The organism is Microtetraspora sp. NBRC 16547, from assembly GCF_030268965.1.
Taxonomy (GTDB): domain Bacteria; phylum Actinomycetota; class Actinomycetes; order Streptosporangiales; family Streptosporangiaceae; genus Microtetraspora.
Map to the genome: position 1 here is coordinate 442622 of NZ_BSSE01000002.1, position 25263 is coordinate 467884.

General features: G+C 71.9%; 26 protein-coding genes. 10 read left to right on the top strand and 16 right to left on the bottom strand.

Annotation, left to right across the window (positions count from 1 at the left end):
- Positions 1–12 precede the first annotated feature (12 nt).
- Positions 13–978 (bottom strand): tyrosine-type recombinase/integrase, encoded by a 966-nt coding sequence (locus QSK17_RS04690; RefSeq protein ID WP_285703131.1) that lies wholly within the window; start codon positions 976–978, stop codon positions 13–15.
- Between the two features lie 132 nt (positions 979–1110).
- Between QSK17_RS04690 and QSK17_RS04695 the strand changes: the two genes are divergently transcribed.
- On the top strand, positions 1111–1248 hold the full coding sequence (locus QSK17_RS04695) for a hypothetical protein (RefSeq protein ID WP_285703132.1): 138 nt from the start codon (positions 1111–1113) through the stop codon (positions 1246–1248).
- A 105-nt stretch (positions 1249–1353) separates the two neighbouring features.
- On the opposite strand, the gene QSK17_RS04700 is transcribed toward QSK17_RS04695, so the two are convergent.
- From QSK17_RS04700 to QSK17_RS36060, 4 genes are read right to left on the bottom strand one after another with little or no spacing between them, the layout of a single operon-like run.
- Complete coding sequence (locus tag QSK17_RS04700; protein WP_285703133.1) at positions 1354–2589, bottom strand: SGNH/GDSL hydrolase family protein; 1236 nt, start codon at positions 2587–2589, stop codon at positions 1354–1356.
- Positions 2589–3062 carry an anthrone oxygenase family protein gene (locus QSK17_RS04705; RefSeq protein ID WP_285703134.1) on the bottom strand — a complete coding sequence of 158 codons (474 nt, stop codon included), beginning with the start codon at positions 3060–3062 and terminating at the stop codon, positions 2589–2591. The genes QSK17_RS04700 and QSK17_RS04705 overlap by 1 nt, the downstream gene beginning before the upstream one ends.
- The gene (locus QSK17_RS04710; RefSeq protein ID WP_285703135.1) at positions 3059–4138 is read right to left on the bottom strand and encodes an alpha/beta fold hydrolase; all 1080 of its coding nucleotides are present in this window, start codon (positions 4136–4138) and stop codon (positions 3059–3061) included. The genes QSK17_RS04705 and QSK17_RS04710 overlap by 4 nt, the downstream gene beginning before the upstream one ends.
- The gene (locus QSK17_RS36060; RefSeq protein WP_352231761.1) at positions 4135–4449 is read right to left on the bottom strand and encodes a DUF4158 domain-containing protein; all 315 of its coding nucleotides are present in this window, start codon (positions 4447–4449) and stop codon (positions 4135–4137) included. Before QSK17_RS36060 ends, QSK17_RS04710 begins: the two co-directional genes overlap by 4 nt.
- A 27-nt stretch (positions 4450–4476) precedes the next feature.
- On the opposite strand from QSK17_RS36060, the gene QSK17_RS04715 reads away from it, so the two are divergent.
- Complete coding sequence (locus QSK17_RS04715) at positions 4477–4728, top strand: hypothetical protein (RefSeq protein WP_285703136.1); 252 nt, start codon at positions 4477–4479, stop codon at positions 4726–4728.
- 43 nt (positions 4729–4771) lie between these two features.
- Here the strand turns inward: QSK17_RS04715 and QSK17_RS04720 are convergent, their stop codons facing one another.
- Positions 4772–5038 carry a YciI family protein gene (locus QSK17_RS04720; protein ID WP_285703137.1) on the bottom strand — a complete coding sequence of 89 codons (267 nt, stop codon included), beginning with the start codon at positions 5036–5038 and terminating at the stop codon, positions 4772–4774.
- A gap of 159 nt (positions 5039–5197) precedes the next feature.
- Here QSK17_RS04720 and QSK17_RS04725 point away from each other — a divergent pair, with 159 nt between their 5' ends.
- Positions 5198–5455, top strand: a complete 258-nt coding sequence (locus tag QSK17_RS04725; protein ID WP_285703138.1) for a hypothetical protein — start codon at positions 5198–5200, stop codon at positions 5453–5455.
- Between the two features lie 192 nt (positions 5456–5647).
- On the opposite strand, the gene QSK17_RS04730 is transcribed toward QSK17_RS04725, so the two are convergent.
- Complete coding sequence (locus QSK17_RS04730; protein ID WP_285703139.1) at positions 5648–5938, bottom strand: antibiotic biosynthesis monooxygenase; 291 nt, start codon at positions 5936–5938, stop codon at positions 5648–5650.
- A gap of 61 nt (positions 5939–5999) precedes the next feature.
- Between QSK17_RS04730 and QSK17_RS04735 the strand changes: the two genes are divergently transcribed.
- The gene (locus tag QSK17_RS04735; RefSeq protein WP_285703140.1) at positions 6000–6644 is read left to right on the top strand and encodes a TetR/AcrR family transcriptional regulator; all 645 of its coding nucleotides are present in this window, start codon (positions 6000–6002) and stop codon (positions 6642–6644) included.
- The gene (tsaA, locus tag QSK17_RS04740) at positions 6644–7111 is read left to right on the top strand and encodes a tRNA (N6-threonylcarbamoyladenosine(37)-N6)-methyltransferase TrmO (RefSeq protein ID WP_285703141.1); all 468 of its coding nucleotides are present in this window, start codon (positions 6644–6646) and stop codon (positions 7109–7111) included. The genes QSK17_RS04735 and tsaA overlap by 1 nt, the downstream gene beginning before the upstream one ends.
- An 87-nt stretch (positions 7112–7198) precedes the next feature.
- On the opposite strand, the gene QSK17_RS04745 is transcribed toward tsaA, so the two are convergent.
- Complete coding sequence (locus QSK17_RS04745; protein WP_285703142.1) at positions 7199–8767, bottom strand: phytoene desaturase family protein; 1569 nt, start codon at positions 8765–8767, stop codon at positions 7199–7201.
- A gap of 242 nt (positions 8768–9009) precedes the next feature.
- Between QSK17_RS04745 and QSK17_RS04750 the strand changes: the two genes are divergently transcribed.
- The 3 genes from QSK17_RS04750 to QSK17_RS04760 all read left to right on the top strand — a co-directional run bounded on the left by QSK17_RS04750 (position 9010) and on the right by QSK17_RS04760 (position 12831).
- On the top strand, positions 9010–9924 hold the full coding sequence (locus QSK17_RS04750) for a pseudouridine-5'-phosphate glycosidase (RefSeq protein ID WP_285703143.1): 915 nt from the start codon (positions 9010–9012) through the stop codon (positions 9922–9924).
- A 1-nt stretch (position 9925) separates the two neighbouring features.
- On the top strand, positions 9926–10870 hold the full coding sequence (locus QSK17_RS04755; protein ID WP_285703144.1) for a carbohydrate kinase family protein: 945 nt from the start codon (positions 9926–9928) through the stop codon (positions 10868–10870).
- Between the two features lie 65 nt (positions 10871–10935).
- Positions 10936–12831 (top strand): hypothetical protein, encoded by a 1896-nt coding sequence (locus QSK17_RS04760; protein WP_285703145.1) that lies wholly within the window; start codon positions 10936–10938, stop codon positions 12829–12831.
- A 61-nt stretch (positions 12832–12892) separates the two neighbouring features.
- Here the strand turns inward: QSK17_RS04760 and QSK17_RS04765 are convergent, their stop codons facing one another.
- From QSK17_RS04765 to QSK17_RS04795, 7 genes are all read right to left on the bottom strand, one after another.
- On the bottom strand, positions 12893–13555 hold the full coding sequence (locus tag QSK17_RS04765; RefSeq protein WP_285703146.1) for a hypothetical protein: 663 nt from the start codon (positions 13553–13555) through the stop codon (positions 12893–12895).
- Between the two features lie 42 nt (positions 13556–13597).
- Positions 13598–14044, bottom strand: coding sequence for a GNAT family N-acetyltransferase (locus QSK17_RS04770; RefSeq protein ID WP_285703147.1), 447 nt, complete (start codon positions 14042–14044; stop codon positions 13598–13600).
- A gap of 126 nt (positions 14045–14170) precedes the next feature.
- Complete coding sequence (locus QSK17_RS04775; protein ID WP_285703148.1) at positions 14171–14677, bottom strand: Rieske (2Fe-2S) protein; 507 nt, start codon at positions 14675–14677, stop codon at positions 14171–14173.
- Between the two features lie 128 nt (positions 14678–14805).
- Entirely contained in the window at positions 14806–15966 is a 1161-nt protein-coding gene (locus QSK17_RS04780; RefSeq protein WP_285703149.1) for an acyl-CoA dehydrogenase family protein, read from the bottom strand.
- Between the two features lie 41 nt (positions 15967–16007).
- Positions 16008–17000 (bottom strand): hydroxymethylglutaryl-CoA lyase, encoded by a 993-nt coding sequence (locus QSK17_RS04785; protein ID WP_285703150.1) that lies wholly within the window; start codon positions 16998–17000, stop codon positions 16008–16010.
- Positions 16997–19084: an acetyl/propionyl/methylcrotonyl-CoA carboxylase subunit alpha gene (locus tag QSK17_RS04790; RefSeq protein WP_285703151.1), complete on the bottom strand. Its 2088-nt coding sequence runs from the start codon at positions 19082–19084 to the stop codon at positions 16997–16999. Before QSK17_RS04790 ends, QSK17_RS04785 begins: the two co-directional genes overlap by 4 nt.
- A 69-nt stretch (positions 19085–19153) precedes the next feature.
- The gene (locus QSK17_RS04795) at positions 19154–20764 is read right to left on the bottom strand and encodes a carboxyl transferase domain-containing protein (protein WP_502889134.1); all 1611 of its coding nucleotides are present in this window, start codon (positions 20762–20764) and stop codon (positions 19154–19156) included.
- A gap of 41 nt (positions 20765–20805) precedes the next feature.
- Here QSK17_RS04795 and QSK17_RS04800 point away from each other — a divergent pair, with 41 nt between their 5' ends.
- Positions 20806–21441, top strand: a complete 636-nt coding sequence (locus QSK17_RS04800; protein ID WP_502889128.1) for a TetR/AcrR family transcriptional regulator — start codon at positions 20806–20808, stop codon at positions 21439–21441.
- Positions 21442–21447: 6 nt separating this feature from the next.
- Here QSK17_RS04800 and QSK17_RS04805 read toward each other — a convergent pair whose 3' ends face one another.
- Entirely contained in the window at positions 21448–23661 is a 2214-nt protein-coding gene (locus QSK17_RS04805) for a thiamine pyrophosphate-dependent enzyme (RefSeq protein WP_285703153.1), read from the bottom strand.
- Positions 23662–23871: 210 nt separating this feature from the next.
- On the opposite strand from QSK17_RS04805, the gene QSK17_RS04810 reads away from it, so the two are divergent.
- Positions 23872–25200 (top strand): hypothetical protein, encoded by a 1329-nt coding sequence (locus QSK17_RS04810; RefSeq protein ID WP_285703154.1) that lies wholly within the window; start codon positions 23872–23874, stop codon positions 25198–25200.
- Positions 25201–25263: the final 63 nt, after the last annotated feature.

Here is a 25263-nt window from a genome sequence, read left to right on the forward strand (position 1 = left end):
GGGAGCGAGAGGTCAGCGAGGTTTGCGGCGTGCGGCGGGGTCGGCGTCGGCGGTGACCTGGGCGGAGGTCTGTTCGCCGAGTTGGACGTAGCGGCCGAGGCTGGCGAGGTGCTGGTGGCGGGATTTGGCTTGGAGCTCGGGGGCGGTGCGACCGTCGGCGGCCAGATGCTGGAGCGCGCTGTGCCGCAGTTGGTGGAGCGTCCAGCCGTTCTTGTGCGGATCGAGGGCGGCGGTCGCCGTCTTGAACAGGTACTCGGCCCGCGGGTAGGACAGCCGGCCGCGACCGGTCTCGCCGCAGATGTCGGCAGCCGCCGGGGCTCGCGGCCCGGAGGCGGGGGCACGCCGATCGGCGAGGAAAAGCGGTCCGCAGGTGCGGCCGCGCAGCAGCCGGGGCAGGAGACGGGCGGTGCCGGTGGCCCAGTGGACGTACTCGATCGCGCCGCCCTTGGAGCGAACACGGCCGCGCCGGAACTCCAGGTCCAGGTCCTCGATGTCGAGGGACAGGAGTTCCTCGGCGCGGGCGGCGGTCTCGTACAGCATCCGCCACAGCACCCGCTCGCGCAGGCCGTGCCGGTCGTCGGTGAACAGCTTGTCCAGCCGGGCGCGCGGGATCGAGCGGTCACCACGGCGGACGGGCTTACGGCGCTCCAGGCGGCGGGCGGGGTTGGTGGCGAGGATCTCCTGTCGCCCGGCCCAGGCGGTGAACGACGTCAGTGCCGACAGGTGCCGGTTCCAGGTCGCGGCCGCCGCACCGTCCCACCGGTCCATCACCGCGGCGTAGTCCTCGGCCGTCAGCACGGCGGCGGGCTCGTTCCCGGCGAGCGCCGTGAGGCGTGCGAGGGTCTCGGCGTAGCTGTCACGGGTGGTCTTGGTCTGGATGGAGTCGAGGTAGCGGTCAACGGCGGCTGCGACGCTCTCGCCGCCGACGGCACTGCGGCCCGGTTCGGCGGGCGGGGCGGGGAACTCGAGGATCGACACTCGGGGCCTCCCTTGCCGATGTGACACATAACGTTGCCGAGTCGGGTCCGCCCCGGCGGCCGGCGAGCTGGGCGTTCGTCCGGCCCGCGAGGTCAGTGTGACAGGTAATCCAAATTCTATGTCGCAGTGCGGATGTGCAGCTACCGTGGCCGGCGTGGATTCTCCACCCCGGCGGGCAAGGACCTCGCCACGAACGTGTGGTGCGTGCTGGACGCAGCCGGACTGGGCGGCCTGGATCTTCGGGTGCGGAGCGGCATCCTGCAGCAGTGAGCTATGACGTAGGCGGTCACGAGAGAATCCCCGTCACGGGTCCTCCTCTTGCTATGACGAACCCGCGGGCGCCGCTGTGACCGGCGCCGCCCGCGGGTTGATGGCTCATCGCAGATGTGCGAGATCCACGGCATCGGCCATCGCACGGTATCCCGCATCGCTGGGGTGCAGATGGTCGCCGCTGTCGTAGGCGGGGTCGAGCTGATCCTCGTCGGCGGGCGAGGCTAGTGCGCGGTCGAAGTCGGCCACCGCGTCGTACTCGCCGTTTCTGCGGATCCAGGTGTTGACCTCGTCGCGCTTGGCCTCGCTGAGCGGTGTGTAGTACCGCGAGCCCTTCATGGGCGGGATCGTCCCGCCGATGACGCGCAGGCCCTTGGCATGTGCCCGGCGGATCAGCTCGCGGTGTGCGGCGATGATCTCGGCGGCCGAGACCTCGGTGTGCGGTGCGGCCATGGGCTGACGCGCCACGCTCATGCCGATGTCGTTGACGCCCAGCAGGACGATCACCGTGCTCACGCCGGTGCCGAGGACATCACGGTCAAACCGGGTGGTGGCCTTGTCACCGAGCCAGGCGGAGTCGACGGTCAGGCGGTTGCCGCCGATGCCCTGATTCAGTACGGCACGCGGCCGGCGGGCAGCCACCAGCCGTTCTGCGAGCTCGTCGGGGTAGCGGTTGTCGGCACCGGGAGTGGAGCCGTAGCCGTCGGTGAGCGAGTCCCCGAACAGCGCTACGCCGTCGCGGCCCCGTGAGGCGCCCAGAACGTCGACGCCGGACAGGTAGTACCAGGACACGCTGGATTCGGTGAAGGCCGCTGAGCCCTGGTCGGCCACGTGGTTCCCCTCGGCGCGGAAGCTCGCGGCCATCGCCTGGGCGTGGTAGGTCGCCGGCCCGGTCGGCTTGGCGAAGTGCAGCGTGACCGTGAGCCGTTCCAGTGCCGAGACCGGCAGGGCCACCGGGTCGCTGACTAGCTCCGCGCCGGCCGGGATGGTGAAACTCGCCGCGCGTCCGGACGTCAGGCGCCGGAGCGATCCCGTCTTCACGGCGCCGCCGGCGAAGCTGCGGGCCACGGTGGCGGCGCTGACCGTCAGTGGGGCGGTGCCGTACGCGTTGGTCAGTCGGATCCGGATGGCGGCGCCGGGGACGGTGGTCCGCACCACCTGCCGGAGGGTCTGGCCCGCGAAGCCCTGCTCGGACCAGTTGGGGGTGAAGTTGGCGCCCGGGCGCTGGGGCGCGGCCGACCAGGCGGCTTTCCAGCCGAGCCCCGGCTCTGCCGAGGCGGGCTGCTGGGCGCCCAGTGTCGTGGCGAGGACCAGCGCCACGAGGATCCTGACGAAACGCACTAGCGATCTCCTCGTTGAGCTCGAACGGTGAGGGTGATGATCAGGACGAAGGCGAGGAAGGCCGTAAGCGTGCGGATGATGTTGAACATCTCCCACCGCTGGAGGATCTCGGCGTAGTCGGCCGGGGGCGTGCCGACGGCCCACACCTTGATCTGGCCGTTGATCGGCACGTTGCCGAACCGGGTGATCAGGAACGACAGCACGGCCAGCACGCTCGCCACCCCGGCCAGATAGCGCCGAGCAAGCAGGGCCAGGGCCAGCGAGCTCAGGGCGGCCAGCGCCATGATGGTCTGCATGACGGGGCCGTTCATGCGCATGAGGGCGGAGTGGAAGGTCAGCCGCACGTCGAGCGGCACCGCGTTGAAGGTGGTCGCGACGTTGACGGCGCCGTAGCCGAAGGCGCCCGCGAGCAGGCCGGTGGACAGCAGACAGAGTGCGGTGACGAGGCGGATCACCATGTCCGGGGCTCTCATGCGGCGGCAGCGCTCTCGATCTCGGCGAGCATCCGGGCCCGCTGCTCCATGGAGATGACGCGGCCACGGGTCACCACGGTGTGGATGCGGGTGGTGTTGCGGATGTCGGCCAGCGGGTCGGCGTCCAGGACCACCAGATCGGCGGCCTTGCCGGGCGCGACGGTGCCGATCGAGTCGTCCAGTCCGAGCAGCCGTGCCGGTTCCAGGGTGGCGGCCCGCAGCGCGCGCAGCGGCGACAGGCCGGAGCGCACGAGGTTGACCAGCTCGTCGTGCAGGCTGAAGCCGGGTACGACGAACGGCACGTCGCCGCCGTCCGTCCCCGCGACCACCGGCACTCCGGCCTCCTCCAGCTCGTTCACGAACGCCTTGCGGCGCTCGAACAGCGCGTATCGCTGGGCGGTGACCTCGGGCGTACGGCCCGCCTTGATGATGTTGGCCAGCGCCCACCGCCAGCCTTCGGCCACGGCGGCAGGCACGTACTTGAGCCGCCCGTCGTCCAGCACCTCGTCCGGCCGGTCCAGCACCTGGTAGACCGTCAGGGTCGGCACGACCCGGGTCCGGTTGCGCGCCAGCGTGGCCGGACGAACGACCGTCGCCCTGATCCCCTTGCGGATCATCGCATCCGAACGCCTCGACCACAGGAGCGGGCCCAACGGCGGGGCCAGCAGCACCCGGAGGGTGAACGGCTGCCGGAGGAGAGCATCCAGACTCGGGCCGCTACTGATCAACGCAAGCGAACCCACGAGGTCGGGACGTTGCTCGGCAAGCGCGGTGGCGACATAGCCGCCGCTGGAGTGCCCGGCCGCGGCGACGTGACGAAGCCCGAGGTCATCCAGCAGCGCCGCCACCTGGCCCGCCTGCGCGGGCACGTCATACGACGGCGCGGGCGGGGACTGACCGCAACCCGGCAGGTCAACGCGGATGACGTGATGGTGGCCGGCCAGCGCCGGGACCACCGGGCCCCAGAAGCCGCCCGAGGCCCCCGACCCGTGGATGAGCAACAACGGCGGCGCCTGCCGCGGGCCGTCATGGACCACGTGCATCCCATGCGAGTGCTCAATGTCGTATTCACTCATGCGGAGACTATGCACGGGCGGCCGAGCGTCAGTCTTGGACAAATGTTCCCGCGGAGTCGAAGGCCGACGGCCCGCCACCATCGTCTGGATCGACCCGGCCGACGCGCACGACAGCGACCTGACCCCCGAGTCGGCTCAGACCATCCACGCTTGGCTCCGGCGAGCCGGTTGTGCGGACCCCTGCACCTCTTCACCAGCCTGCGATCCGCGTCATCGAGGAAGAACACCTTCTCCAGCTCAGCTCGCGACGGCGCCCCGCAGAACCGCCCATACCTCGCCGCCTCGCCATCACTCAAGAAACCCTCGACCACCCGCCCGGCGTCCTGAAGGACGTCAACGTGAACTGGCCCGGTGTCACCGCCGAGTGGACCCCCGAAGGCGACTTCTGGCCGACTCCACGCCCCGGCGGCGCGGACGACGGGCCCGCGCTTCGGAGCGTGCTCGTGCTGAAGGAGTCCGGCAGCGTGCTCGGCGCGCTCCGCGAGTCTGACGACCGGGCCGTCACTTCCCTGTGCGACGCCCGGACGCCCGAGGAACTGGACGAGGTGGAGCGACGCGCCCGTGCCGCGATCTCCCTCTCGATCGGGTGAACGCCGGAGTCCGGCCCGCCAGGAGCGGGCCGGACCCCGATCGTCACGGCAGGATGGGCGTCCACTCCCGCAGTGACGCGATCTCGTACGCGTCGACCGCGGTGTAGGGGTCCGCTTTAAGGATCTCGCGGAGCTCCGCCTCGTCCGCCACCTCGTAGATGTGCAGCGCTCCGGTGTCGTCGGCCCACGGCCCCGCCGTGATCAGCCGCCCCTCGTCGAGCAACCTCTGAAGATGCCGGCGGTGCTCCGGTCGCACCTCCAGCCGCCTGGTCTCGTTCTTGAACGCCATCTCCAGCACGTATCTCGCCATGCCGAGTACTTTAAGGAGCGAGTCCCGGCCGGCGCCGCTCACTCGCCGCGTCCGCCCCCGTCCCGCGCGGCCCGTCCTCGCCGGAAGAATCGGCGCAATTGCTTGTATCCGGCTCCCAGCGCGTGCAATCCTTTCCACCTGAACGGGAGGTGAAGCGCGTTGGTCGACACGGTTTCGCGCATCCAGGAGTTCGCGTCCGCGGCTCGCGCGCACATCGACCTCTCGGTCCGGGTGGTCGGCGACATGCCTCCCCGGGTCCAGGCGCGCAACCGGTTCAGCGAGACGCTCCGCGAGACCGTGACCTGCTCCGACGACGGCGCGTTCCTCACTTCGTGGGGATACCGGCTTGGCACGGTGGAGTGCGTCGAGTCCGCCGCCGCCCGGCTCGCCTACCTCCTGGCCGCCCTCCCCGCCTGACAGCGGCCCACGGGTCCCCGCTGGGATTCGGGCCCGCGTTACCAGCCGTCGCGTGGAGCCTCAGTCGTAAGGGTGAGCGATCCCCCCGGCAAGGTCGTCCACGTCGATGCACCTGCGGTGGCGACCCGCCCGAGGCGTTCACGACCTCGAGCGGGACAGATGGTCAGAAGCCGTACGGGCCGGGGCAGGCGGTCAGATCTCGGCCAGGACCTCGATGTCTTCCGCCGTGACGTCGCGGGCCAACGCGAACGCCGCGACGGCCGCGGGGGTGCCGGGCGCGGCCTGGCGTGCCGCCTGGAGGCTGGCGGCGGAATCCCAGCGCCAGACGCCGACCCACGTCTCGTCGTCGAGCCGGCCGAGGCGCGCCTCGGTGAGTCCGGGGTGCACGGATCTGATCGCGGAGACCAAAGCGGCGTGCCGGGCCTGAACCTGCTCGGCGTCGGCGGGATCGGCCTGGAAGCGGGTGACGCTGATGATCGGCATTAGCTGGACCTTCTCTCTAGAGTTGACTTCTATCGAATGAATCTAGAGATAGACTCTAGCCATGAGCGATGTCAAGCGGCCGAACAAACGAGCGCAGAAAGCCGGGGAGACGCGCCGGCGCATCCTCGCGGCGGCGCTGGAACTGTTCGTGCAGGACGGATACGGCGCGACGAACCTGCAGGACGTCGCGGACAAGGCCGGGGTGGCGGTGCAGACGATCTACTTCGTCTTCGGCAACAAGCGCGCCCTGCTCAAGGAACTGGTCGACGTCACGATCGCCGGAGATGACGAGCCGGTGGCCACGATGGACCGGCCGTGGTACGTCGACGCGCTGGCCGCCGGCACCGCCCAGGACATGCTGCGCGCTTATGTCGCGGGCACAACCTCGGTCCTGGAACGGGTCGCGCCGATCAGCAAGGTGCTGGCCGGGGCGGTCGCGAGCGACCCCGAGGTCGCCGCGCTGTGGGCCCACGACGTCGATCCCCGGTACGTCGTCCAGCAGGGCGCGGCCAAGGCGCTTGCCGGCAAACCCGGCGTGCGAGCCGAGGTGCCCATGGAGGAGGCCGCCGACCTGCTGTACGGCCTGCTCAGCCCCGAGCTGTACCTGCTGTTCGTCCGCGAGCGCGGGTGGACGCGCGAGCGCTGGGAGCGATGGGCCGGCGAGACCCTCCGTGTCCAGCTCTGCTCCATGCGAGGTGACGCATGATGGACGGCGCCATCCTGAGCCCCGTCGCCCGCGTCCTCGGAGGGCGGCCTGAGATGTACGAGGACAACTGGTACGACGTCAAGGCCGTCATCCGACTGGAGGACCGCTTCGAGCCGTCGGCCCTGCAGGGCTTACAGGAGTTCTCCCACCTGGAGATCGTCTTCCAATTCGACCGGATCGACGAGGCGGCGGTGCAGAGCCGCCCCCGGCCGCCGCGCAAGAACCCCGACGGCCCGCTCGTGGGCGTCTTCGCGCACCGCGGGCCGTACCGGCCCAACCGGCTCGGCGTCTCGGTGTGCCGGCTGCTGGCCGTCGATGGCCGCGACCTGCATGTGGCCGACCTGGACGCGCTGGACGGCACCCCTGTGCTGGACATCAAGCCCTATCTGGTCGAGTTCGCGCCCACCGACCCGGTCCGGCAGCCGGCCTGGGCCACCCATCTCATGCGCGAGTACTACAAGGCTTGATCAGGCTCGGCCGGCAGTACCTGCCGCAGCTCGGTGGCCAGCTCGACCAGGTGCCGCGCCGCCTCACCCTCGGCTCCCATCACCGTTTCACGATATCCGCGCCTGATGAGAGGTCGATGAGAACAGGACGGCCATCGCGGCGTTGTGACCGGGGATCCCGCTGACGCCTCCGCCGCGCCGGGCGCCCGCGCCGCACAGGAGGATCCGCTCGTGCCGCGTCTCCACGCCCCACGGCCCGTCCTGCGGGGACTCGGCGAACGGCCACGACAGGTCGCGGTGGAAGATGTGCCCGCCGGGAAGCCCGGCATCGCCCTCCAGGTCGAGCGGGGTCCGCACCTCCAGGCACGGCTCGCCCGACGGGGTCCGGAGCAGGCACTCCTCGAGCGGCTCGGCGAGCACCGCGTCGACTGACGCGAGCGTACGGCGCAACGCCTCCTCACGCGCGGCGTTCCGGGCTCCGTCGTCCGCCCCGGTGAACAGCCTGGCCGGCATGTGCAGGCCGAACAGCGTCATCGTGTGCGCGCCGGACTCCCGTAGCTCCGGCCCGAGGATCGACGGGTCCGTCAGCGAGTGGCAGTACGTCTCGGCCGGCGGCAGGTCGGGGATCCGGCCCGCCGCGGCCTGCGCGCGGGCGGCGGCGAGTTGCCCAGCCCCCTCGTTGACGTGGAAGGTGCCGCTGAACGCCTCCGCCGGATCCACGGAGGCGTCCCTGAGCCGGGGCAGCCGGGACAGCACCATGTTGATCTTCAGTTGGGAGCCCTCCGGGTGCTCCGGGGTCTCGCCCAGCAGCCGGGCCAGCACGGCGGGCGGCAGCGCGGCCAGGACGCGCCCGCCGGTGACCGTGTGCTCGGCGCCGTCGGGGTCGCGGAAGGTCACCTCGCCCGAAGGGTCGATCGCGAGCACCTCGGCGCCGCACCGGATCTCGGCTCCGGCGCTCCTGGCGGCGTCCGCGAGGGCGTCCGTGACGGCTCCCATGCCGCCGACCGGGACGTTCCAGTCGCCGGTCCCGTCGCCGATGACGTGATACAGGAAGCACCGGTTGGCCAGCAGGTCCGTGGCCGGGTCGGCGAAGGTGCCGATCAGGGCGTCGGTGAGGACCACCCCGCGCACCGTGTCGTCGTCGAAGCGCTCGCCGACCACCTCGCCGATGGGGCGTTCGAACAGGTCCCGCCACGCTTCCTCGTCGCCGACGATGTCACGCAGCGCCGTACGGCCCGGGAGGGGGTCGAGGAGGGTGGGCGCGACGCGCCGGGCGACGTGGGCGGTCATCGCGTAGAAGCGGCGCCACGCGTCGTGGTCCTTCGTCCCGCCGGTGACGGCGGCGAACGACGCCGCGGTGCGGCCCGCGTCCTCGCCGTCGACGAGGAGCCCGGTGTCCCCGGCCGGGGTGTACGAGGCGAAGCGGCGCCGCCGGAGCTCCACCCGGACGCCGAGCTCCTTGACGATCTTTCCGGGCAGCAGGCTGACCAGGTAGGAGTAGCGCGACAGCCGGGCGTCCACGCCGGGGAAGGCCACGGTGGAGATCGCGAGACCGCCGACGTGGTCGAGGCGTTCGAGGACGAGGACGCGGCGTCCCGCCCGGGCCAGATAGGCTGCGGCGACCAGGCCGTTGTGCCCGCCGCCGGCGACGACCACGTCATAGCGCGAGTGAGCCATCGTTCTCCAGGTATCGGCCGCCGGCCGGAGCCGGTGGGGTGCCGGACGCGGCGGATGGCGGGACACCTGCTCGCCGCGTGGCCGCACGTGAGGGGCACACTATCCGGGAGAGGCCACCGCGGCCACGTCGCCCGTGCCCACTTTCCCGCGGTTTCGTTGGCTGATCATGCGGTGGACGACCATGAGTGATACGTATAGGTTTGTCCATTTGTAACCTTTTCAAGAAACTACTCGGGAGAGTCATGCTCAAGGTCGTGCCGTCGGAGGAAGTCGCCGAAGCCCTGGCAGACGGAAGGCCCGTCGTTGCGCTGGAGTCGACGATCATCTCCCACGGGCTGCCGCAGCCCCGCAACCTGGAGGTCGCGCTCGAGCTCGAGGAGATCGTGCGGGGCACGGGGGCCGTTCCGGCGACGGTCGCGGTTCTCGACGGTGTGCCGCGCGCCGGGCTGGACCGTGCGGGCCTGGAGCGGATCGCGACCGAGCCCGGCCTGCGCAAGCTCGGCTTCCGCGACCTCGCCCCGGCCGCCACGCTGAAGGTCAGCGGCGCCACGACCGTGTCCGGGACCTCGTTCCTGGCCGCCAGGGCGGGCATCCGTGTGTTCGCGACCGGCGGGCTCGGCGGCGTCCACCGCGGCTGGACCACCGTCCAGGACGAGTCGGCCGACCTCGACACGCTGAGCCGTACCAGGATCACGGTCGTCTGCGCGGGCGTGAAGTCCATCCTGGACGTGCCGGCCACGCTGCAGCGGCTGGAGACCCGGCAGGTCACGGTCGTCGGATACCGGACCGACGAGTTCCCCGGCTTCTACCTGCACACCTCGGGCGAGCCCGTCGACTGGCGGATCGAGACCGCCGCCGAGGCCGCCGGCATCATGCGGGCGCAGGACCTGCTCGGCGGCCCGGAGACGGCGCTGATCGTGGCGAACCCGGTGCCGGTCGCCGACCAGCTCGACCCCGCGCTGCACGACCGCGTGCTCGCCGAGGCGCTCCGGGCCGCCGACGGGCAGGACGTCACCGGACAGGCCATCACGCCGTTCCTGCTGGAGTACCTGGTCAACGGGACCGAGGGCGCCTCCCTGGAGGCGAATCTGGCCGCTGTGCGCGGAAACGCCCGTCTCGCCGGCGAGATCGCGGCATCCTGGTCCCGGGAGGACTGACGTGGGAGGCCTACTGGTGATCGGCGACGTCGTCACCGACGTCGTGGCACTGCACGGGCAGCCGGTCGCCACCGGCACCGACACCGCGGCCGACATCGTGCTGCGTCCGGGCGGCTCCGGGGCCAACACGGCCTGCTGGGCCGCCCGTCTGGGCGCGGACACGCGGCTGCTGGCCCGGGCCGGATACGACACCGGCGAATGGCACCGCGCCGAGCTGGTCAAGGCGGGGGTGCGGCCGCATCTCCGGATCGACCCGGAGCGGCCGACCGCCGTGGTCATCGCCATGGTCGACCTGAGCGGCGAGCGCTCCATGCTCACCAACCGGGGCGCGGGCCGACACATCGGCCCCGCGGACTGGTCGCCGGCCCTCCTCGAGGGTGTCACGCACCTGCACCTGTCGGGGTACACGCTGTTCGAGCGGCCGGGCCTCGAACTCGCCGGGCTCGCCATGCGCGAGGCCGCCGGGCGCGGCGTGGCCGTCAGCATCGACGCCGCGTCGACCGGTTTCCTGCGCGACTTCGGGCCGGACCGCTTCATCCGGGAGACCGCCACCGCGCGGATCATCATCCCGAACCTCGACGAGGCGCTGCTGCTCACCGGTGAGACCGTCCCGGAGCGGGCGGCCACGGCCCTCAGCACCGCGTACGGCACCGCCGTGGTGAAGCTGGGGGCGAAGGGAGCCCTCCTCGCCAGGAACGGCGAGATCGTCGCGAGGGCCCCCGCGATCCGGGCCGAGGCGGTCGACTCGACGGGCGCGGGCGACGCGTTCGCCGCCGGATTCCTCGCCGCGCTGCTGTCCGGGCTCGCCCCCGAGACGGCGCTGGAAAATGGTTGCCGGGCTGGTGCCGCGGCGGTCGCGCAGGTCGGCGGCCGTCCCCCGGTCGCGGAAGGGACCGGCCGGGCGACCGGTATCGCCCAGGAGCTTTACCCTATTGACGCCGATTGATAGCTTGCGGCGTAAGCTGCACCATTAGCAACATGCGTCACTCTCGGGAGGGTGCGGTCATACCGATGGACGCCGAGTCAACGATCTGCCTGAGTGATCTGGTTCCCGCCCTTCGCTGGACCCGTGCCCAGCAGGTCGCCGAAGTTCTGGCCGACCCTCGCCTGCCCGCGGGCTGGTGGGGCTCCGTCGCGCTCGGCCGAGCCCTCGGCGTGACCGGAGTGGACTGGCTCTGCGAGCGGCTGGCCCGGCTCGCCGCGAGCCGCTGGGATCATCTCGCGCTGACCGACTTGCTTCCCGCGATCCAGGTCCACTCCGTCGATCCCACCCTCCCCGGTTGGCAGGAACCCGCCCGCTCGGCGGTCACCGGGTTGGGCGGCTGGCACCGTCTCCGCCGGCTCACGCCGGGGGACCTGCAGAGTCCCTCGGCGCCCGCCTCTCCCGAGGCCGTCCTCGCGGTCGTCTTCCGCGAGATCTTCACCCATCTCCAGCTCCCGGTGACCGCCGCCGATACCGCCGCGCCCGTCCCGCCGTCCGCACCGGCGCCGGACGCGGCGGCCGCATCGGTGCCCGCACCGGCCTCCACGGCAGCGGCTCCGGCGGCTCCGGGCCAGCCGACGCCGGGCCAGCCGACGCCGAGCCAGGCGGCACCGGGCCACGCGGGGGCACCCGCGCCGGCGGCGGCCGAGCGGGCCGCGCAGACCAGCCCCTCACCCGCGCTTCCCGGTCCCCTGCCCGCGCCAACTCCTGGGCCGACTCCCGGGCCCACCCCCGGGATGTCCGCCCCTCCCGCACTGCCACTGCCCGCCCGGCAGGCTCCGGGGGCCCAGGGGGCGCCCGCCGGCGCTCCGACCGCGCCCGCCGCCCAACCCGCCGCCCAACCCGCCGCGGCGCCTCCCCCCGCGCCCGCGCCGAGCGACTACCCCATGGTCGGTCTCGTGGAGCAGCTCTTCAGGGACTGGGACCCGCTCTCCAAGGCCGTCGCCGCCGAGCGGCTGTTCGCGGCCGAGCCGGTCAGCCTCCGAGCGCTCGCCCACCGTCTCAACGTGGACCGCGAGATCCTCTCCCAGGCCCAGCGGGCCGTGGAGGAGCGGGTGCTCATGTGGCTGCGCTCCCCCGACTCCGCCGCGCTGACCGGCCACATGTTCGGTCTCACCGAATGGCTGGGCACCGCCGCGACCCAGGAGCAGCTGATCGCCGCGGACCCCGCCCACCCCATCGAGGTTCCCTCGCTGGGCACGCCTCTCTGGCGGGTGCTGGTCACGCTGATGCCCGACCGCCGCCTCCAGGAAGGCTGGCTCGTCGTCGGCGACCTCGGCGGCCTGCGGGACAGGACCCGGCAGCTTCTCGCGGCCAGGACCGCGGACACCGACGTCGTCGAGCTGCTCGGCCAGCTCGGCATCCGCCCGCACTCGGCCAAGGCGTGGCTGGACGCGCTCCCCAAGGAGCAGCCGCGTCCTGAGCAGCGGCCCGCGCCCGCCGCGCCGAGCGAGCCCAAGCCGCTCCCCCGCCGCACTCCCGGCGCGAACCACCACCAGCGGGGCGGGGTCCCGGTGCCCTCGCAGGCCGGCAACGGGCCCGACCCGGCGACCGCCCTGGCCGCGCTCAACGCGCTCACCGGCGCCGCCGCGCCGCGCCCGCACCTGGTGCCGAGCCCGCGCAGCACGCCCACCAGCCCGTCCTCCGACCCGCGCCGCTGGCAGCGCATCGACGTGACGAGCGGCCACCTGCGCGGCGAGCCCGTCGCCGTTCCCGAGGGGTACGCCGCCCAGCTCGGCATGCGCCCGGGCACCCTGCTGTCGGTCACCGGCCCCGGCGACAACGCCGTGGTGCTGGTCTGGCGCGACCAGCAGCCGGTCTTCGACTCGCTCCAGCCCGTGCTGATGCGGCTGAACGCGCGGCCGGGGGACTCGGTCTACGTGACCGTGGACGGCTACCGCCTGGACGCCCAGCTCACGTCGTGATGTCCCGCCTCGCCGCCGCGACGCTCGCACCCGCGACCGTCCGGACGTTCTGAGCGGCCCCTCACGCCCGGGATGGCGCGCAGGCGCCCGGGAGGCGGCAGATCTTCGCCGCCATCGCGCGGGCGTCCTTCACGAGCGGACGGAAGCGCGAGGGCAGGAGGCGTTTGGTCGCGTCACCGGTCCGGACGTAGGTCGCGAGCGCCGCGCCCTTCCTGACGACGACGTAACGGACACTGCCCTCGGCGAACCAGGCGCCCCCGCGGAGCCCCTCGTCCCCGATCCTCGTGCTCACCGCCCGGTAGGAGTAGGCGGTGAGGTGCTTGCCGCCCGCGGCGCATCGCTTGAGATCGGCGCGCAGCGTCCGCATGGCGGCGCGGGCGGACTTCTCATCGCGGTAGAGCACGACCTGTTCGGACAGGGAGTTGTTCTCCATCGAGTAGGTGATGGTCCGGGCCGCGGCGCGGTTCGCGGCGCCCGGCTTCCCGGCGCAGGGGTTCAGCTCCAGGGGCGCGCTGAGGTCGTCGCTGATCTCCCATTTCTGCCACGGCATGGCCGGCTTCTTGGCCTTCGCCTCGTACAGGAGGAAGCCGCTGGGAAGGCCCGCCGCTGCCGCCGCTGCCGCCGCGGCGCCCGCTCCACCGACTCCACCGACTCCACCGGTTCCGACGGCGAGACCGGCCGTCATGACCGCACCCAGTGTCACCGTGGTTAACATTCGTCGCATTTGATCATTTTACTGAAATGACCAGTTTGCAAGGAGGTGCGATCATCCGCGCGGGGGCGTGAGCATCTTCCGGTAGTACGTGGCCGAGACGTCGAAGCCGAGCGCGCTGAAGAATCCCGCGGCGCGGCGGGTGGCGAGCGCCATGTATCCGGCCCCGCGCGAGCGGGCCCAGGTCTCGAACTCCTCGAGGAGCCTGCGGCCGATGCCGTGGCGGCGGTAGTTCCGTTCGATGATCGCCTCCTCCGCCCAGGCGACCGGCCCGTTGGCGAAGAGCGTGAGATGCGTGAAGCCGAGGAGATAGCCGCGGACCGTCCCGTCCACGGTGGCGACCAGGAGCAGCGCGTCCTCGTTCCGGAGCAGCTGCGGCAGCGCCGCGTCGAAGGCGGCACGTTCCGGGCGGAACGACAGCGCGAACTCGCGCGCGAGCGCGAAGATCTCGTCCGCGTCGCTCTCTTCCGCCTTCCGGAGCCGGAGATCACCAGACGTCATGGGTAGGACTCTAGATTTACCGGGGCGAATACGTCCATCGCCCAGTCAAACCCGACGATCATCCGGTCTCGCCGGAGCGCCGGCCCGGCCCGGCCCGGAGAACCACGGGCCGGGCCGGAACGGCACTCAGGCCAGGGTGATGGTGTCGCCCTCGGAGGAGATGGCGACCTCGGTGAGGGCCTTCCTCGCCGGGCCGCTCTTGGGAGAGCCGTCCGCGATGGCGAATTTCGAGTTGTGGCAGGGGCACACGATCATGCCGTCCCTGACCCGCTTCACCGGGCACCCCTCGTGGGTGCAGATGGCGCTGTACGCCTTGAAGGTCCCGGCCTCGGGCTGGACGACCACGACCTTCTCGGCGCTGACGATCACGCCGCCACCGACCGGGATGTCTGACTTCTTGGCCAGCGCACCGGCCGGCGCCGGGTTCGCCTCCCCGGCGCCCGCCGCCTTTTCACCGGCCGCCGCGCTTCCACCGGTCGCCGCACTTCCACCGCCCGCGGCCTTTTCGCCGACCGCGGGCGCACCGCCGGAGGCCGTATCGGTGCCGGAGGACGAGCACGCCGCGACCGCGGCGCCCACCCCCGCGAGGGCGGCCGCGCTCAGGGCGTGACGGCGAGTGACGTTCTTGTCCAAGGTGCTGCCTTTCTCGGGTCGGGTCTCCACCCAACCAGTACCACCAGGTCAAATCCGTCACCCCGGAGGCTTTTCTAAGAATTTATTAAGCACCTGGAGTGACAACCGGCGGCACCGCCGCGCCGAGCTCAGGACCCGGGGATGCCCAGCTCGCGGGCGATGAGCATCCGCTGAACCTCGCTGGTGCCCTCGCCGATCTCCAGGATCTTGGCATCCCGGTAGAAGCGGCCGACGGGGTACTCGTTCATGAAACCGTACCCGCCGAAGATCTGGGTGGCGTCGCGCGCGTTGTCCATGGCGGCGTTCGAGGAGACCAGCTTCGCGATCGCCGCCTCCTTCTTGAACGGCTGCCCGGCGAGCATCCGCTCGGCCGCGTGATAGTACGCGAGCCGCGCGGTGTGCGTGCGCGCCTCCATGTCAGCGATCTTGAACTGGATGGCCTGGTACCGGTTGATGGCCCGGCCGAACGCGACCCGCTCCCCGGCGTAGCGCAGGGACTCGTCCACGCAGCCCTGGGCGAGCCCGACCGACAGCGCGGCGATGGCCACCCGGCCCTCGTCGAGCGTCTGGAGGAACTGGGCGTAGCCCCGGCCGCGCTCTCCCAGGAGGTTCTCCTCGGGGACCCGGCAGTCGCTGAAGGACAGCTCGCGGGTGTCGCTGGCCGACCAGCCGACTTTGGAGTACTTCTTCGACACGGTGAACCCGGGCGTCCCCGACGGCACGAGGATGGTGCTGATCTCGGGCACGACCTTCCCGCCGCGCTCACGGTGGCCGGTGATCGCGGCGACGCCCACGACACCGGTGATGTCGGTCCCCGAGTTCGTGATGAACGCCTTGGTCCCGTTGATCACCCACTCGCCGCCGTCCAGCGTCGCCGTCGTGCGCATCCCGCCCGGCACGTCCGACCCGCCGCCCGGCTCGGTGAGGCCGAACGCGCCCAGCATCTCGCCCGTGGCCAGCCTCGGCAGCCACCGGGCCTTCTGCTCGTCCGTGCCGAACCGCAGGATCGGCATCGCTCCCAGCGACACCGCGGCCTCCAGCGTGATCGCCACGGAGGAGTCCACCCGCGCCAGTTCCTCCAGCGCGAGGCACAGGGCGAAGTAGTCGCCGCCCATGCCGCCGTACTCCTCCGGGATCGGCAGCCCGAACAGCCCCATCGCGCCCATCTTGGCGACGATGTCGTACGGGAACTCGCACCGTTCGTAGTAGTCGCCGATGACCGGGGCGACCACCTCACGGGCGAACTGCCCGACCGACTCGCGCAACTGCGCGTACTCATCCTTGAGCATCTCGCACTCCTTCTCACGCCTACTGATCGCGGTCGCCGCTTCTACCTGGGCCCCAGGGCCTGGACGACGCGGGACGCGCTCGGACGGCCGAGCCTCCCCGCGAGCCAGACGCTGGTCTCCACCAGGGACGTGAGATCCACGCCCGTCTCCACGCCAAGGCCGTCCAGCATCCACACCAGGTCCTCGGTGGCGAGGTTCCCCGTGGCGCTCTCGGCGTACGGGCAGCCGCCCAGGCCGCCCGCCGAGGCGTCCACCACCGTGATCCCCTTGGTGAGCGCCGCGAAGGTGTTCGCCAGCGCCTGGCCGTACGTGTCGTGGAAGTGCACGGCGAGCCGCTCCGGCCCCACCCCGGCCGCCGCGAAGCCGTCGAGCAGCGCCGCGACGTGGCCGGGGGTGGCGACCCCGATCGTGTCGCCGAGCGACAGCTCGAAGCAGCCGAGGCCGAGAAGCCGGACGCCCGCCCGCACGACCTGCTCGACCGGGACCGCGCCCTCCCAGGGGTCGCCGAAGCACATCGAGAGGTACGCCCTGACCCGCAGCCCGTGGTCGAGCGCGCGCTCGACCACGGGGGCGAACATGTCGAACTGCGACTCCATCCCCTGGTTGAGGTTCCGCCGGGCGAACGTCTCGGTCGCGCTGCCGAAGATCGCTATCTCGGTCACGCCGCGCTCCAGCGCCCGGTCCAGCCCCCTCTCGTTGGGCACGAGAACGGGGTAGCGGACGCCGGGCGCCGGCTCCAGGAGGTCCAGCAGCTCCGCCGCGTCGGCGAGCTGGGGCACCCACTTCGGGTGCACAAAGCTGGTGGTCTCGATCCTGGTCAGGCCCGCACGGGCGAGCCGGGCGACGAACTCCGCCTTGACCTCGACCGGGACGATCGTCGCCTCGTTCTGCAGCCCGTCCCGCGGGCCCACCTCATGGACGGCGACCCGGGCGGGCAGCCCGTCCAGGGCGTACGTCCCGTATCCCGCCGCGTCTCTTCCTGCGCCTCTTTCTGCGCCGCTTCCCGGGGCTCTTCGCGCCGATCCCGCCGTCATGGCGTGCTCCCATCGGGTTCCACCCGAGCCAGGACGCCGTCGAGCTCGACGGCCTGGCCGATCCTGACCGAAAGCTCGGTGACGACGCCGTCCACCGGGGCCGGCACCGAGTGCTCCATCTTCATCGCCTCGACCACGACGAGCGGCTGGCCCGCGCGCACCCGGTCGCCCGCCGCCGCCTTGACCACGAGCACGGTGCCGGGCATCGGGCTGCGGACCACGCCGTCGGCCCCTCCGGCGCCGCGCGTGCGGTCGCCGGGGTCGCCCAGCTCGTGCCGGACGATCGGCCAGGCCATGCCGTCGCGTCCGAGCCAGAGGACGCCGCCGTCCCGGCCCGTGCCGTCCCAGGCCGTGACGTACCGCCGGGTCACGCCGTCGAGGTCGATCGCGATCTCGCCCTCCGCCGGGCGCGTCAGCGCGGCCCGAAGTGAATGACCGCTAACTTCCGCCTCGGCGTCATCGGCCAGGCCACGCACCCGGACGTCGACGACCGCGCCCCGCGACTCCAGCCGGTAGCCGGTCCACGCCCGCTCACCGATCCGCCAGCCGTCCGGGACGTCCCAGGGATCGCCCGCCCCGAGACCTGACCCCTGACCTGAACGGAAGACCAGCGCGGCGGCCACCAGGGCGTCCAACGGCAAGGGCTCGGCGGCCAGGCAGCCCTCGGGCCCCTCGTCCTGGAGCAGGCGCTCGACCAGGCCCGTGTCCAGCCTCCCGGCGACGACCTCGGGCCGGGCGACCAGCCCCCGGAGGAAGCCGATGTTGGTCGTCACCCCGAGGATCGCCGTGGACGCCAGCGCGTGGTCGAGGGCGCGCAGCGCGCCGGGCCGGTCGGGCGCCCAGGCGACGACCTTCGACAGCATCGGGTCGTAGTCGCCGCCCACGACCATGCCCTCGGCCAGGCCCGAGTCCACGCGTACGGCCCGGCCCTCGCGGGGCTCGCGCAGCGCCAGCACCCGGCCTCCGGAGGGCAGGAAGCCCCGCGCCGGGTCCTCCGCGTACACGCGGGCCTCGACGGCGTGGCCGTCCAGGCGCACGTCCTCCTGGCCGAACGGCAGGAGCTCTCCCGCGGCGACCCGGACCTGCAGCTCGACGAGGTCGAGCCCGGTCACCATCTCGGTCACCGGGTGCTCGACCTGGAGCCGCGTGTTCATCTCCATGAAGTGGTACGGCGGCCCCGCCTCACCCGGCCCTGCGTTCGCCGGCCCCGTGTTCGGCAGCCCCGTGTTCGGCAGCCCCGTGTCACCCGGGCCGCTCCCGGACTCCGTGCCCTGGACGATGAACTCCACCGTGCCCGCGCCGACGTAGCCGACGGCCCGCGCGGCGTCCACGGCCGCCGCGCCCATCCGCGCCCGGGTCACGGGGTCGAGCAGCGGCGAGGGGGCCTCCTCAATGATCTTCTGGTGCCGCCGCTGGAGGCTGCACTCGCGCTCGCCCAGGTGGACGACGTTCCCGTGCGCGTCGGCCATGATCTGGATCTCGATGTGCCGGGGGTTCGCGACGAACCTCTCGACGAGCAGCGTGCCGTCCCCGAACGCGGCGAGCGCCGTACGACGGGCCGACGCGATCGCCTCGGGCAGCTCGGCCGCGGACCGCACCAGGACCATGCCCTTGCCGCCACCGCCGGCCGACGGCTTGATCAGCACGGGGAAACCGATCGCGTGGGCCGCCTCGGCCAGGTCGTCGGCGGGCTCCGCTCCTCCGGGGACCACGGGCACGCCCGCCGCCGCGACGGTGGCCTTCGCCCGGATCTTGTCGCCCATCGCCTCGATCGCGGTCGGCGGCGGCCCGATGAACACCAGGCCGGCCTCCGCGCACCGCCGGGCGAACGCGGCGCTCTCCGCGAGGAACCCGTACCCCGGGTGGACGGCCTCCGCGCCCGTCTGGAGCGCGGCGGCGATCACCCCCTCGACGTCGAGGTAGCCGCCCGGCAGCCTTACCGCCAGGTCGGCCTCACGCACGTGCCGGGCGGCCCGGTCCGCGTCGCTGTGCACGGCGACCGGACGGACGCCCATCGCCCTCAGCGTGCGGATGATCCTGACCGCGATCTCACCGCGGTTGGCGATCAGCACGGACCCGAACACCCCGTCACCTCCTCTTCACGATCTCTTCACGATCACCCGAATCACCCGAGCTCTTCACGATCACGCGGCTCACATCCGGAAGACGCCGTAGCCGACGGGGTCGAGCGGGGCCCCCGCCGCCGCGGACAGGGCCAGGCCGAGGACCGTGCGGGTGTCGACCGGGTCGATCACCCCGTCGTCCCAGAGCCTGGCGGTGGAGTAGTAGGGGTTCCCCTGGCGCTCGTACTGGGCGCGGATCGCGTCCTGGTCGGCGTCTCCCACGGTCGAGAGCACGTTCGCCGCCTGTTCGCCGCCCATGACAGAGATGCGGGCGTTCGGCCACATCCACAGGAAGCGCGGCGAGTACGCCCGCCCGGCCATGGCGTAGTTGCCCGCGCCGAACGACCCGCCGATGATCACGGTGAACTTCGGCACCCGCGCGCAGGCGACGGCGGTGACCATCTTCGCGCCGTGCTTGGCGATGCCGCCCGCCTCGTACGCCCGGCCGACCATGAAGCCGCTGATGTTCTGCAGGAACACGAGCGGGATCGACCTGCGGTCGCAGAGCTCGATGAAGTGCGCGCCCTTCAGCGCCGACTCGGAGAACAGGACGCCGTTGTTCGCGACGATCCCCACGGGATGCCCGTGGATGCGGGCGAACCCCGTGACCAGCGTGGAGCCGTACTCCGCCTTGAACTCGAGGAACCGGCTGCCGTCCACGATCCGCGCGACGACCTCCCGCACGTCGTACGGCGTCCGCGTGTCCTGCGGGACGATGCCGTACAGCTCCCGGGGGTCGCAGGCGGGCGGCTCGGCGGGGGCGGTCTCCCAGGACCTGGCCGTGCGCGGCGGCAGCGTGGCGACGATGTCGCGGACGATGCGCAGCGCGTGGGCGTCGTCCTCGGCGAGGTGGTCGGTCACGCCGCTGGTCCTGGCGTGGACCTCGCCGCCTCCGAGCTCTTCCGCGGTGACGGTCTCACCGGTCGCGGCCTTCACCAGCGGCGGCCCGCCCAGGAAGATCGTGCCCTGGTTCCTGACGATCACTGCCTCGTCGCTCATCGCCGGGACGTACGCGCCACCCGCCGTGCAGGACCCGAGGACGGCCGCGATCTGCGCGATGCCGCGCGCGGACATGGTGGCCTGGTTGTAGAAGATCCGCCCGAAGTGCTCGCGGTCGGGGAACACCTCGTCCTGCTTCGGGAGGAAGGCGCCGCCCGAGTCGACGAGGTAGACGCACGGCAGGTGGTTGTCGAGGGCGACCTCCTGGGCCCGCAGGTGCTTCTTGACGGTGACGGGGTAGTACGTCCCGCCCTTCACCGTCGCGTCGTTGGCGACGACGACCACCTCGCGGCCGGACACCCGCCCGATGCCGGTGATGATGCCCGCGGCGGGCGCCTGCCCGTCGTAGAGGCCGTCGGCCGCGAGCGGCGACAGTTCGAGGAACCTGCCGCCCGGGTCGAGCAGCGCGTCCACCCGGTCTCTGGGCAGCAGCTTGCCCCGGGCCACGTGTCGCTCCCTGGCGCGCGGCGGTCCGCCCTCCGCGGCGACGGCCAGCCGTTGCCGCAACTCGGCGGCGAGCCGCTCGCCCGCCTCCGCGTTGCGCTTGTACGGCTCGCCGCCCGGATCACAGGCGCTCCGCAGCACCGGCCACGGGTTCGGCTCCATGCCGACCACCTCCGGCGAGTTAATGCCCACTAACATCACCCCCGGATGTTAGTCATCATTAACCGGCTCGTCTACCATTGCGTCTCGTGACGGCTCCCCGTACCCCTACCCGCAACAGGCGCGCCGAGATACTCCGGGCGGCGGCCGAACTTTTCGCGGCGCGCGGGTTCCACGGGGTGTCCATCGAGGACATCGGCTCCGCCGTCGGCGTCTCGGGCCCCGCGATCTACCGCCACTTCAGCGGCAAGGAGGCCCTGCTCAGCGAGATCCTGATCGACATCAGCGAACGGCTGCGCGAGCAGGGCGCCCGCCTGGTCACCACGTCCGCCCCCTCTCCACCGGACGGCCCCGCCGGAGACGGTCCCCCCGAGAGCGCGTACGCCACGGCCGCACTGGACGCGTTGCTCCGCGGTCACATCGACTTCGCGCTGACCAATCCGGCGCTCATCCGGGTCCACGAGCGGGAGCTGGACAACGTGCCCGAGTCGGCCCGCCGCCGGATCCGCCGCCTCCAGCGGCTCTACGTCGAGGAGTGGGTGACGGTGCTCAGCGAGCTCTACCCCACCTGCCCTCCGGCCCGGCTGCGCGCCGCCACCCACGCTGTCTTCGGGCTGCTCAACTCCACCCCGCGCAGCGCGGGCGAGCTGCCGCCGGACGCCATGGCCCCGCTGCTGCGCGGCATGGCCGTCGCCTCCCTGGCCGTGCTGGGGTGACGCCGGTCAGGCGAGGAGCTTGCGGGCGGCCTGCTCGATGTCGCTCTCGGACATCAGCACCGTGTCGGCCGCCGCGCCCAGCGGGATGAAGCTGTCCTGCGAGGTGACCCGCGCGATCTGCCCGGTGAACCCGCCCTCGATCAGCGCGGTGATGACGCTCTCGGACACGCCGCCGCTGCGCCGGGTCTCGTCGGCGATCAGCACCTTGCCGGTCAGCTCGGCGGCGCGGAGCAGGTCATCGACCGGGAGCGGGGACAGCCAGCGCAGGTCGAGCACCCGGCAGCTCATCTCCTCGGCGGTGAGTCTGACCGCCGCCCGCAGGCTCATCCGCACGCCGTTGCCGAAGGTGACGATGGTCAGGTCGCGGCCGTCGCCGTAGGAGCGGGCCCGGCCGATCGGGACGTGCGTCTCCGCCCAGCGGGTCGGCGGCGCGTACGGCGCGAGCCAGCCGCCGTCGCCCTCGTCGAACAGGTCGCGGGTGTGGTAGAGCGCGATGGGTTCGAGGAAGACGCACACCCGGCCGTCGGCCCGCGCGGCGGCGAGGCAGGTGCGCAGCATGGACGCGGCGTCGTCCGGCCGCGCGGGCGAGGCCACGACCACGCCGGGGATGTCGCGCAGCGCGGCGACCGAGTTGTCGTTGTGGAAGTGGCCGCCGAAGCCCTTCTGGTAGGCGTATCCCGGGACGCGGACGACCATCGGGTTGCGGAACGCCCCCCGCGAGAAGAACTGCAGCGACGACGCCTCGCCGCGGATCTGGTCCAGCGCGTTGTGGAGGTAGGCGAGGTACTGGATCTCCGGGACCGGGAGCAGCCCCGAGACGCCGGAGCCAAGGGCCAGCCCGAGGATGGACTGTTCGTCCAGCAGCGTGTCGAAGACCCGCTCGGCACCGAACTTCCGCAGCAGGCCGCGGCTGACGCCGTAGACGCCACCCTTCCTGGCGACGTCCTCGCCGAACAGCAGGACGCCGGGGTCCAGGGCCATCTCGTCGGCGAGCGTCCGGTTGATCGCCTGGGCGAGCGTGAGCCCGCCCTCCTGCTCGGGCAGCGCGCCGAAGACCCGCTCGCGTACGGCGGAGGCGGCGGCCCTGGCGGCCTCCGCGGCCACCCGCCTTGGCGTGGCGGGGGCGAGCGGGGCCATCACCTCGTGCGCCGACGTGAGGCGGGGCCGCCGGGTGCACTCCATCGCCAGCTTGAGGACGTGCTCGCGCTCCGCCTCGTAACGCGCGATCAACTCGTCCGGCTCAGCGAGACCGCCCTCCACGAGCAGCCGCGCCGTCCCGAGGAGGGGGTCGCGCTCCAGGTCGGCGGCGATCTCCTTGCGGGTCCGGTAGGCGATCTCGACGTCGGAGCCGGCGTGACCCATCAGGCGGACCGTGCGCATGTGCAGGAACGCCGGGGCGCGGGTGGAGCGCACGTGGTCGGCGGCGGCACGGGCCACGTCGTGGATGTCCGCGAGGTCGCACCCGTCGGCCTGGAAGTACGTCAGCAGGGGGTGCTTGGCCGCCTCGACCCAGCCCTGCGGGGTCCGCACGCTGATCCCCAGGCCGTTGTCCTCGCACACGAACAGCACGGGGAGCTGGAGGCCGCGGAACCTGGCGTAGGCGGCGGTGTTGAGCCCGCTCAGCGCCGACGCGTGGTTGACCGTGGCGTCGCCGAAGCTGCAGACGGCGATCGCGTCGGCGGGCCACCTCGACGGGGCTCCGAGAGCGGGTGCGCGGTCGATCGCGAACCCGACGCCGACCGCCCGGGGCAGGTGGCTCGCGATCGTGGACGTCTGCGGGATCACCGCGAGGTCCGGGTGGCCGAAGACCTTGTGCCTGCCTCCGGCGATGGGCTCCTCCGTGGAGGCGCTGAGCCCGAGGAGCACGTCGCGCAGGCCCTCCTCGGTCAGCCGTCCCGCCTGGGCGGAGCGTTCGAGATAGAAGGCGCCCGAGCGGTAGTGCAGCAGCGCCGGGTCGGTCGGGCGGAGCGCCGCGGCGACGGCCGCGTTCCCCTCGTGCCCGGACGAGCCGATCGTGTAGAAGCCCTCATTTCGCTCGCGCAGGACCCGCGCGGCGACGTCCAGGAGGCGGCTGCCGAGCTGGATCTCGAACAGCTCCCTGCACCGTCTGCCCGTCAGAGTCGTGCCCGGCCGTACGGGCAGGGCGGGGTCTTTGGAAGGTCCGGCGCTCAGGGCGCCCACAGCCTCGATGAAATGCGTCTCAACAGTGTCGCGGGCCACAGGCCGATTATGTCGCCAGGATGCCCGCGCCGTCCGCAACAGTGGTGACTATGTTGACGTCTTGTTGTCGGAATCCCCCGAACAACACCAAACGATAACGACTCGCTCCATTACTCAACCATGGACAGGGTTTGACCGTCTACTGGTAAAGAAAGACGTGGCACCCTCAAGCCGCGTTCGACTCCACCGGGGAAGGATGGATCACCCGAGATGTTGAAACGCATCAGCGCCGTCGCCGCGGCGTTGGCGCTGGGTGGCGTGGCGTTCGTCGCCGCGCCGGCCGGCGCGACCACGGCACCGGCGGCACCCACCGCACTCCAGGCGTCCCCCGATCCCGTCGTCGTGAGCGACGGCGGAGGCAGGACGGCGACGTTCGGCTTCAGCGTCGGCGAAGGCACGGGCTCGGCCACGCTCGTGGACCCCAACGGCAAGAACGTCCCCCTGACCGTGAGCGGCGGCCCCAGCTACACCGCGAACTACACGTTCAAGTTCTCCGACGAGCCTGGCGCGTGGAAGCTGGTCGCCACGGCGACCAAGGACGGCGCCACCGCCGAGTCGACCAAGGGGTTCGCGGTCCACCGGATCACGAACCTCGACTTCTCCGCCTCTCCCGACGTCGTCGACAGCGGCGGCCGGGTCTGGCTGAGCGGCGCCCTGACCTACAAGGAGAACGGCGGCTGGAAGGGCTACGGCAGGCAGCCCGTGCAGATCTCCTTCAAGCCGGTCGACGGCTCCTACGGCGCGGTCAGGACGGTCACGACCGACGACCAGGGCCGGTTCCGCGTCCAGCAGAACGTGGACAGGTCCGGCTGGTGGCGGGCCGAGTACGCCGGCTCCACCCAGACCGAGGGAACGGTCAGCGACAGCGACCGCGTCGACGTCAGGCAGCGGGCCCAGACCTCCCGCGTCTCGTTCGACGCCTCCCCCGATCCGGTGAACGCGGGCGGCACGCTGCGCCTGCGCGGCAAGGTCGAGGCGGGCGCCTGGAACATCTGGGACCCGGTCAAGGACGCCAAGGTCAACCTGCTGTTCAAGGCGGACGGCTCCTACTCGTGGCGATACGTGACCTCGGCCTGGACCGGCCGTGACGGCAGGTTCGCCGCCGACGTCACCGCGAACGCGTCGGGCTGGTGGCGCGCGGAGTACGCCGGCGCCGCGGGCCTGCGGGGATCGTACGCGGACGACCACGTGGACGTGGTCCGGCCGCAGCCGAAGCCCCCGGTTTCGCTGGACACTCGCGTGATCTCGTTCGACGCCTACCCCGAGCCGGTGAAGTACGGCAAGTACCTCTCCTTCAAGGGCAAGCTGCAGGCGTGGGACGGCGGCTGGACCGGATACGGCCACCAGAAGGTGACCGTGTGGTTCAAGACGAAGTACGGCTCCTGGAAGTACGTGAAGAGCACCTGGACCAACGGTTCCGGCAAGTTCTGGACCAAGACCAAGGCGACGAAGTCCGGTTACTGGAAGGTCGTCTTCGCCGGCAACAACAAGGCCGACGGTTCCTCCAGCGCCTGGGACTGGGTCCGGGTCAAGCGCTGACGTCCGAGCGCTCGAACGTCTAACGCTGACGTCCGGGCGCTGAAGATCCGGGATTCGGAATGA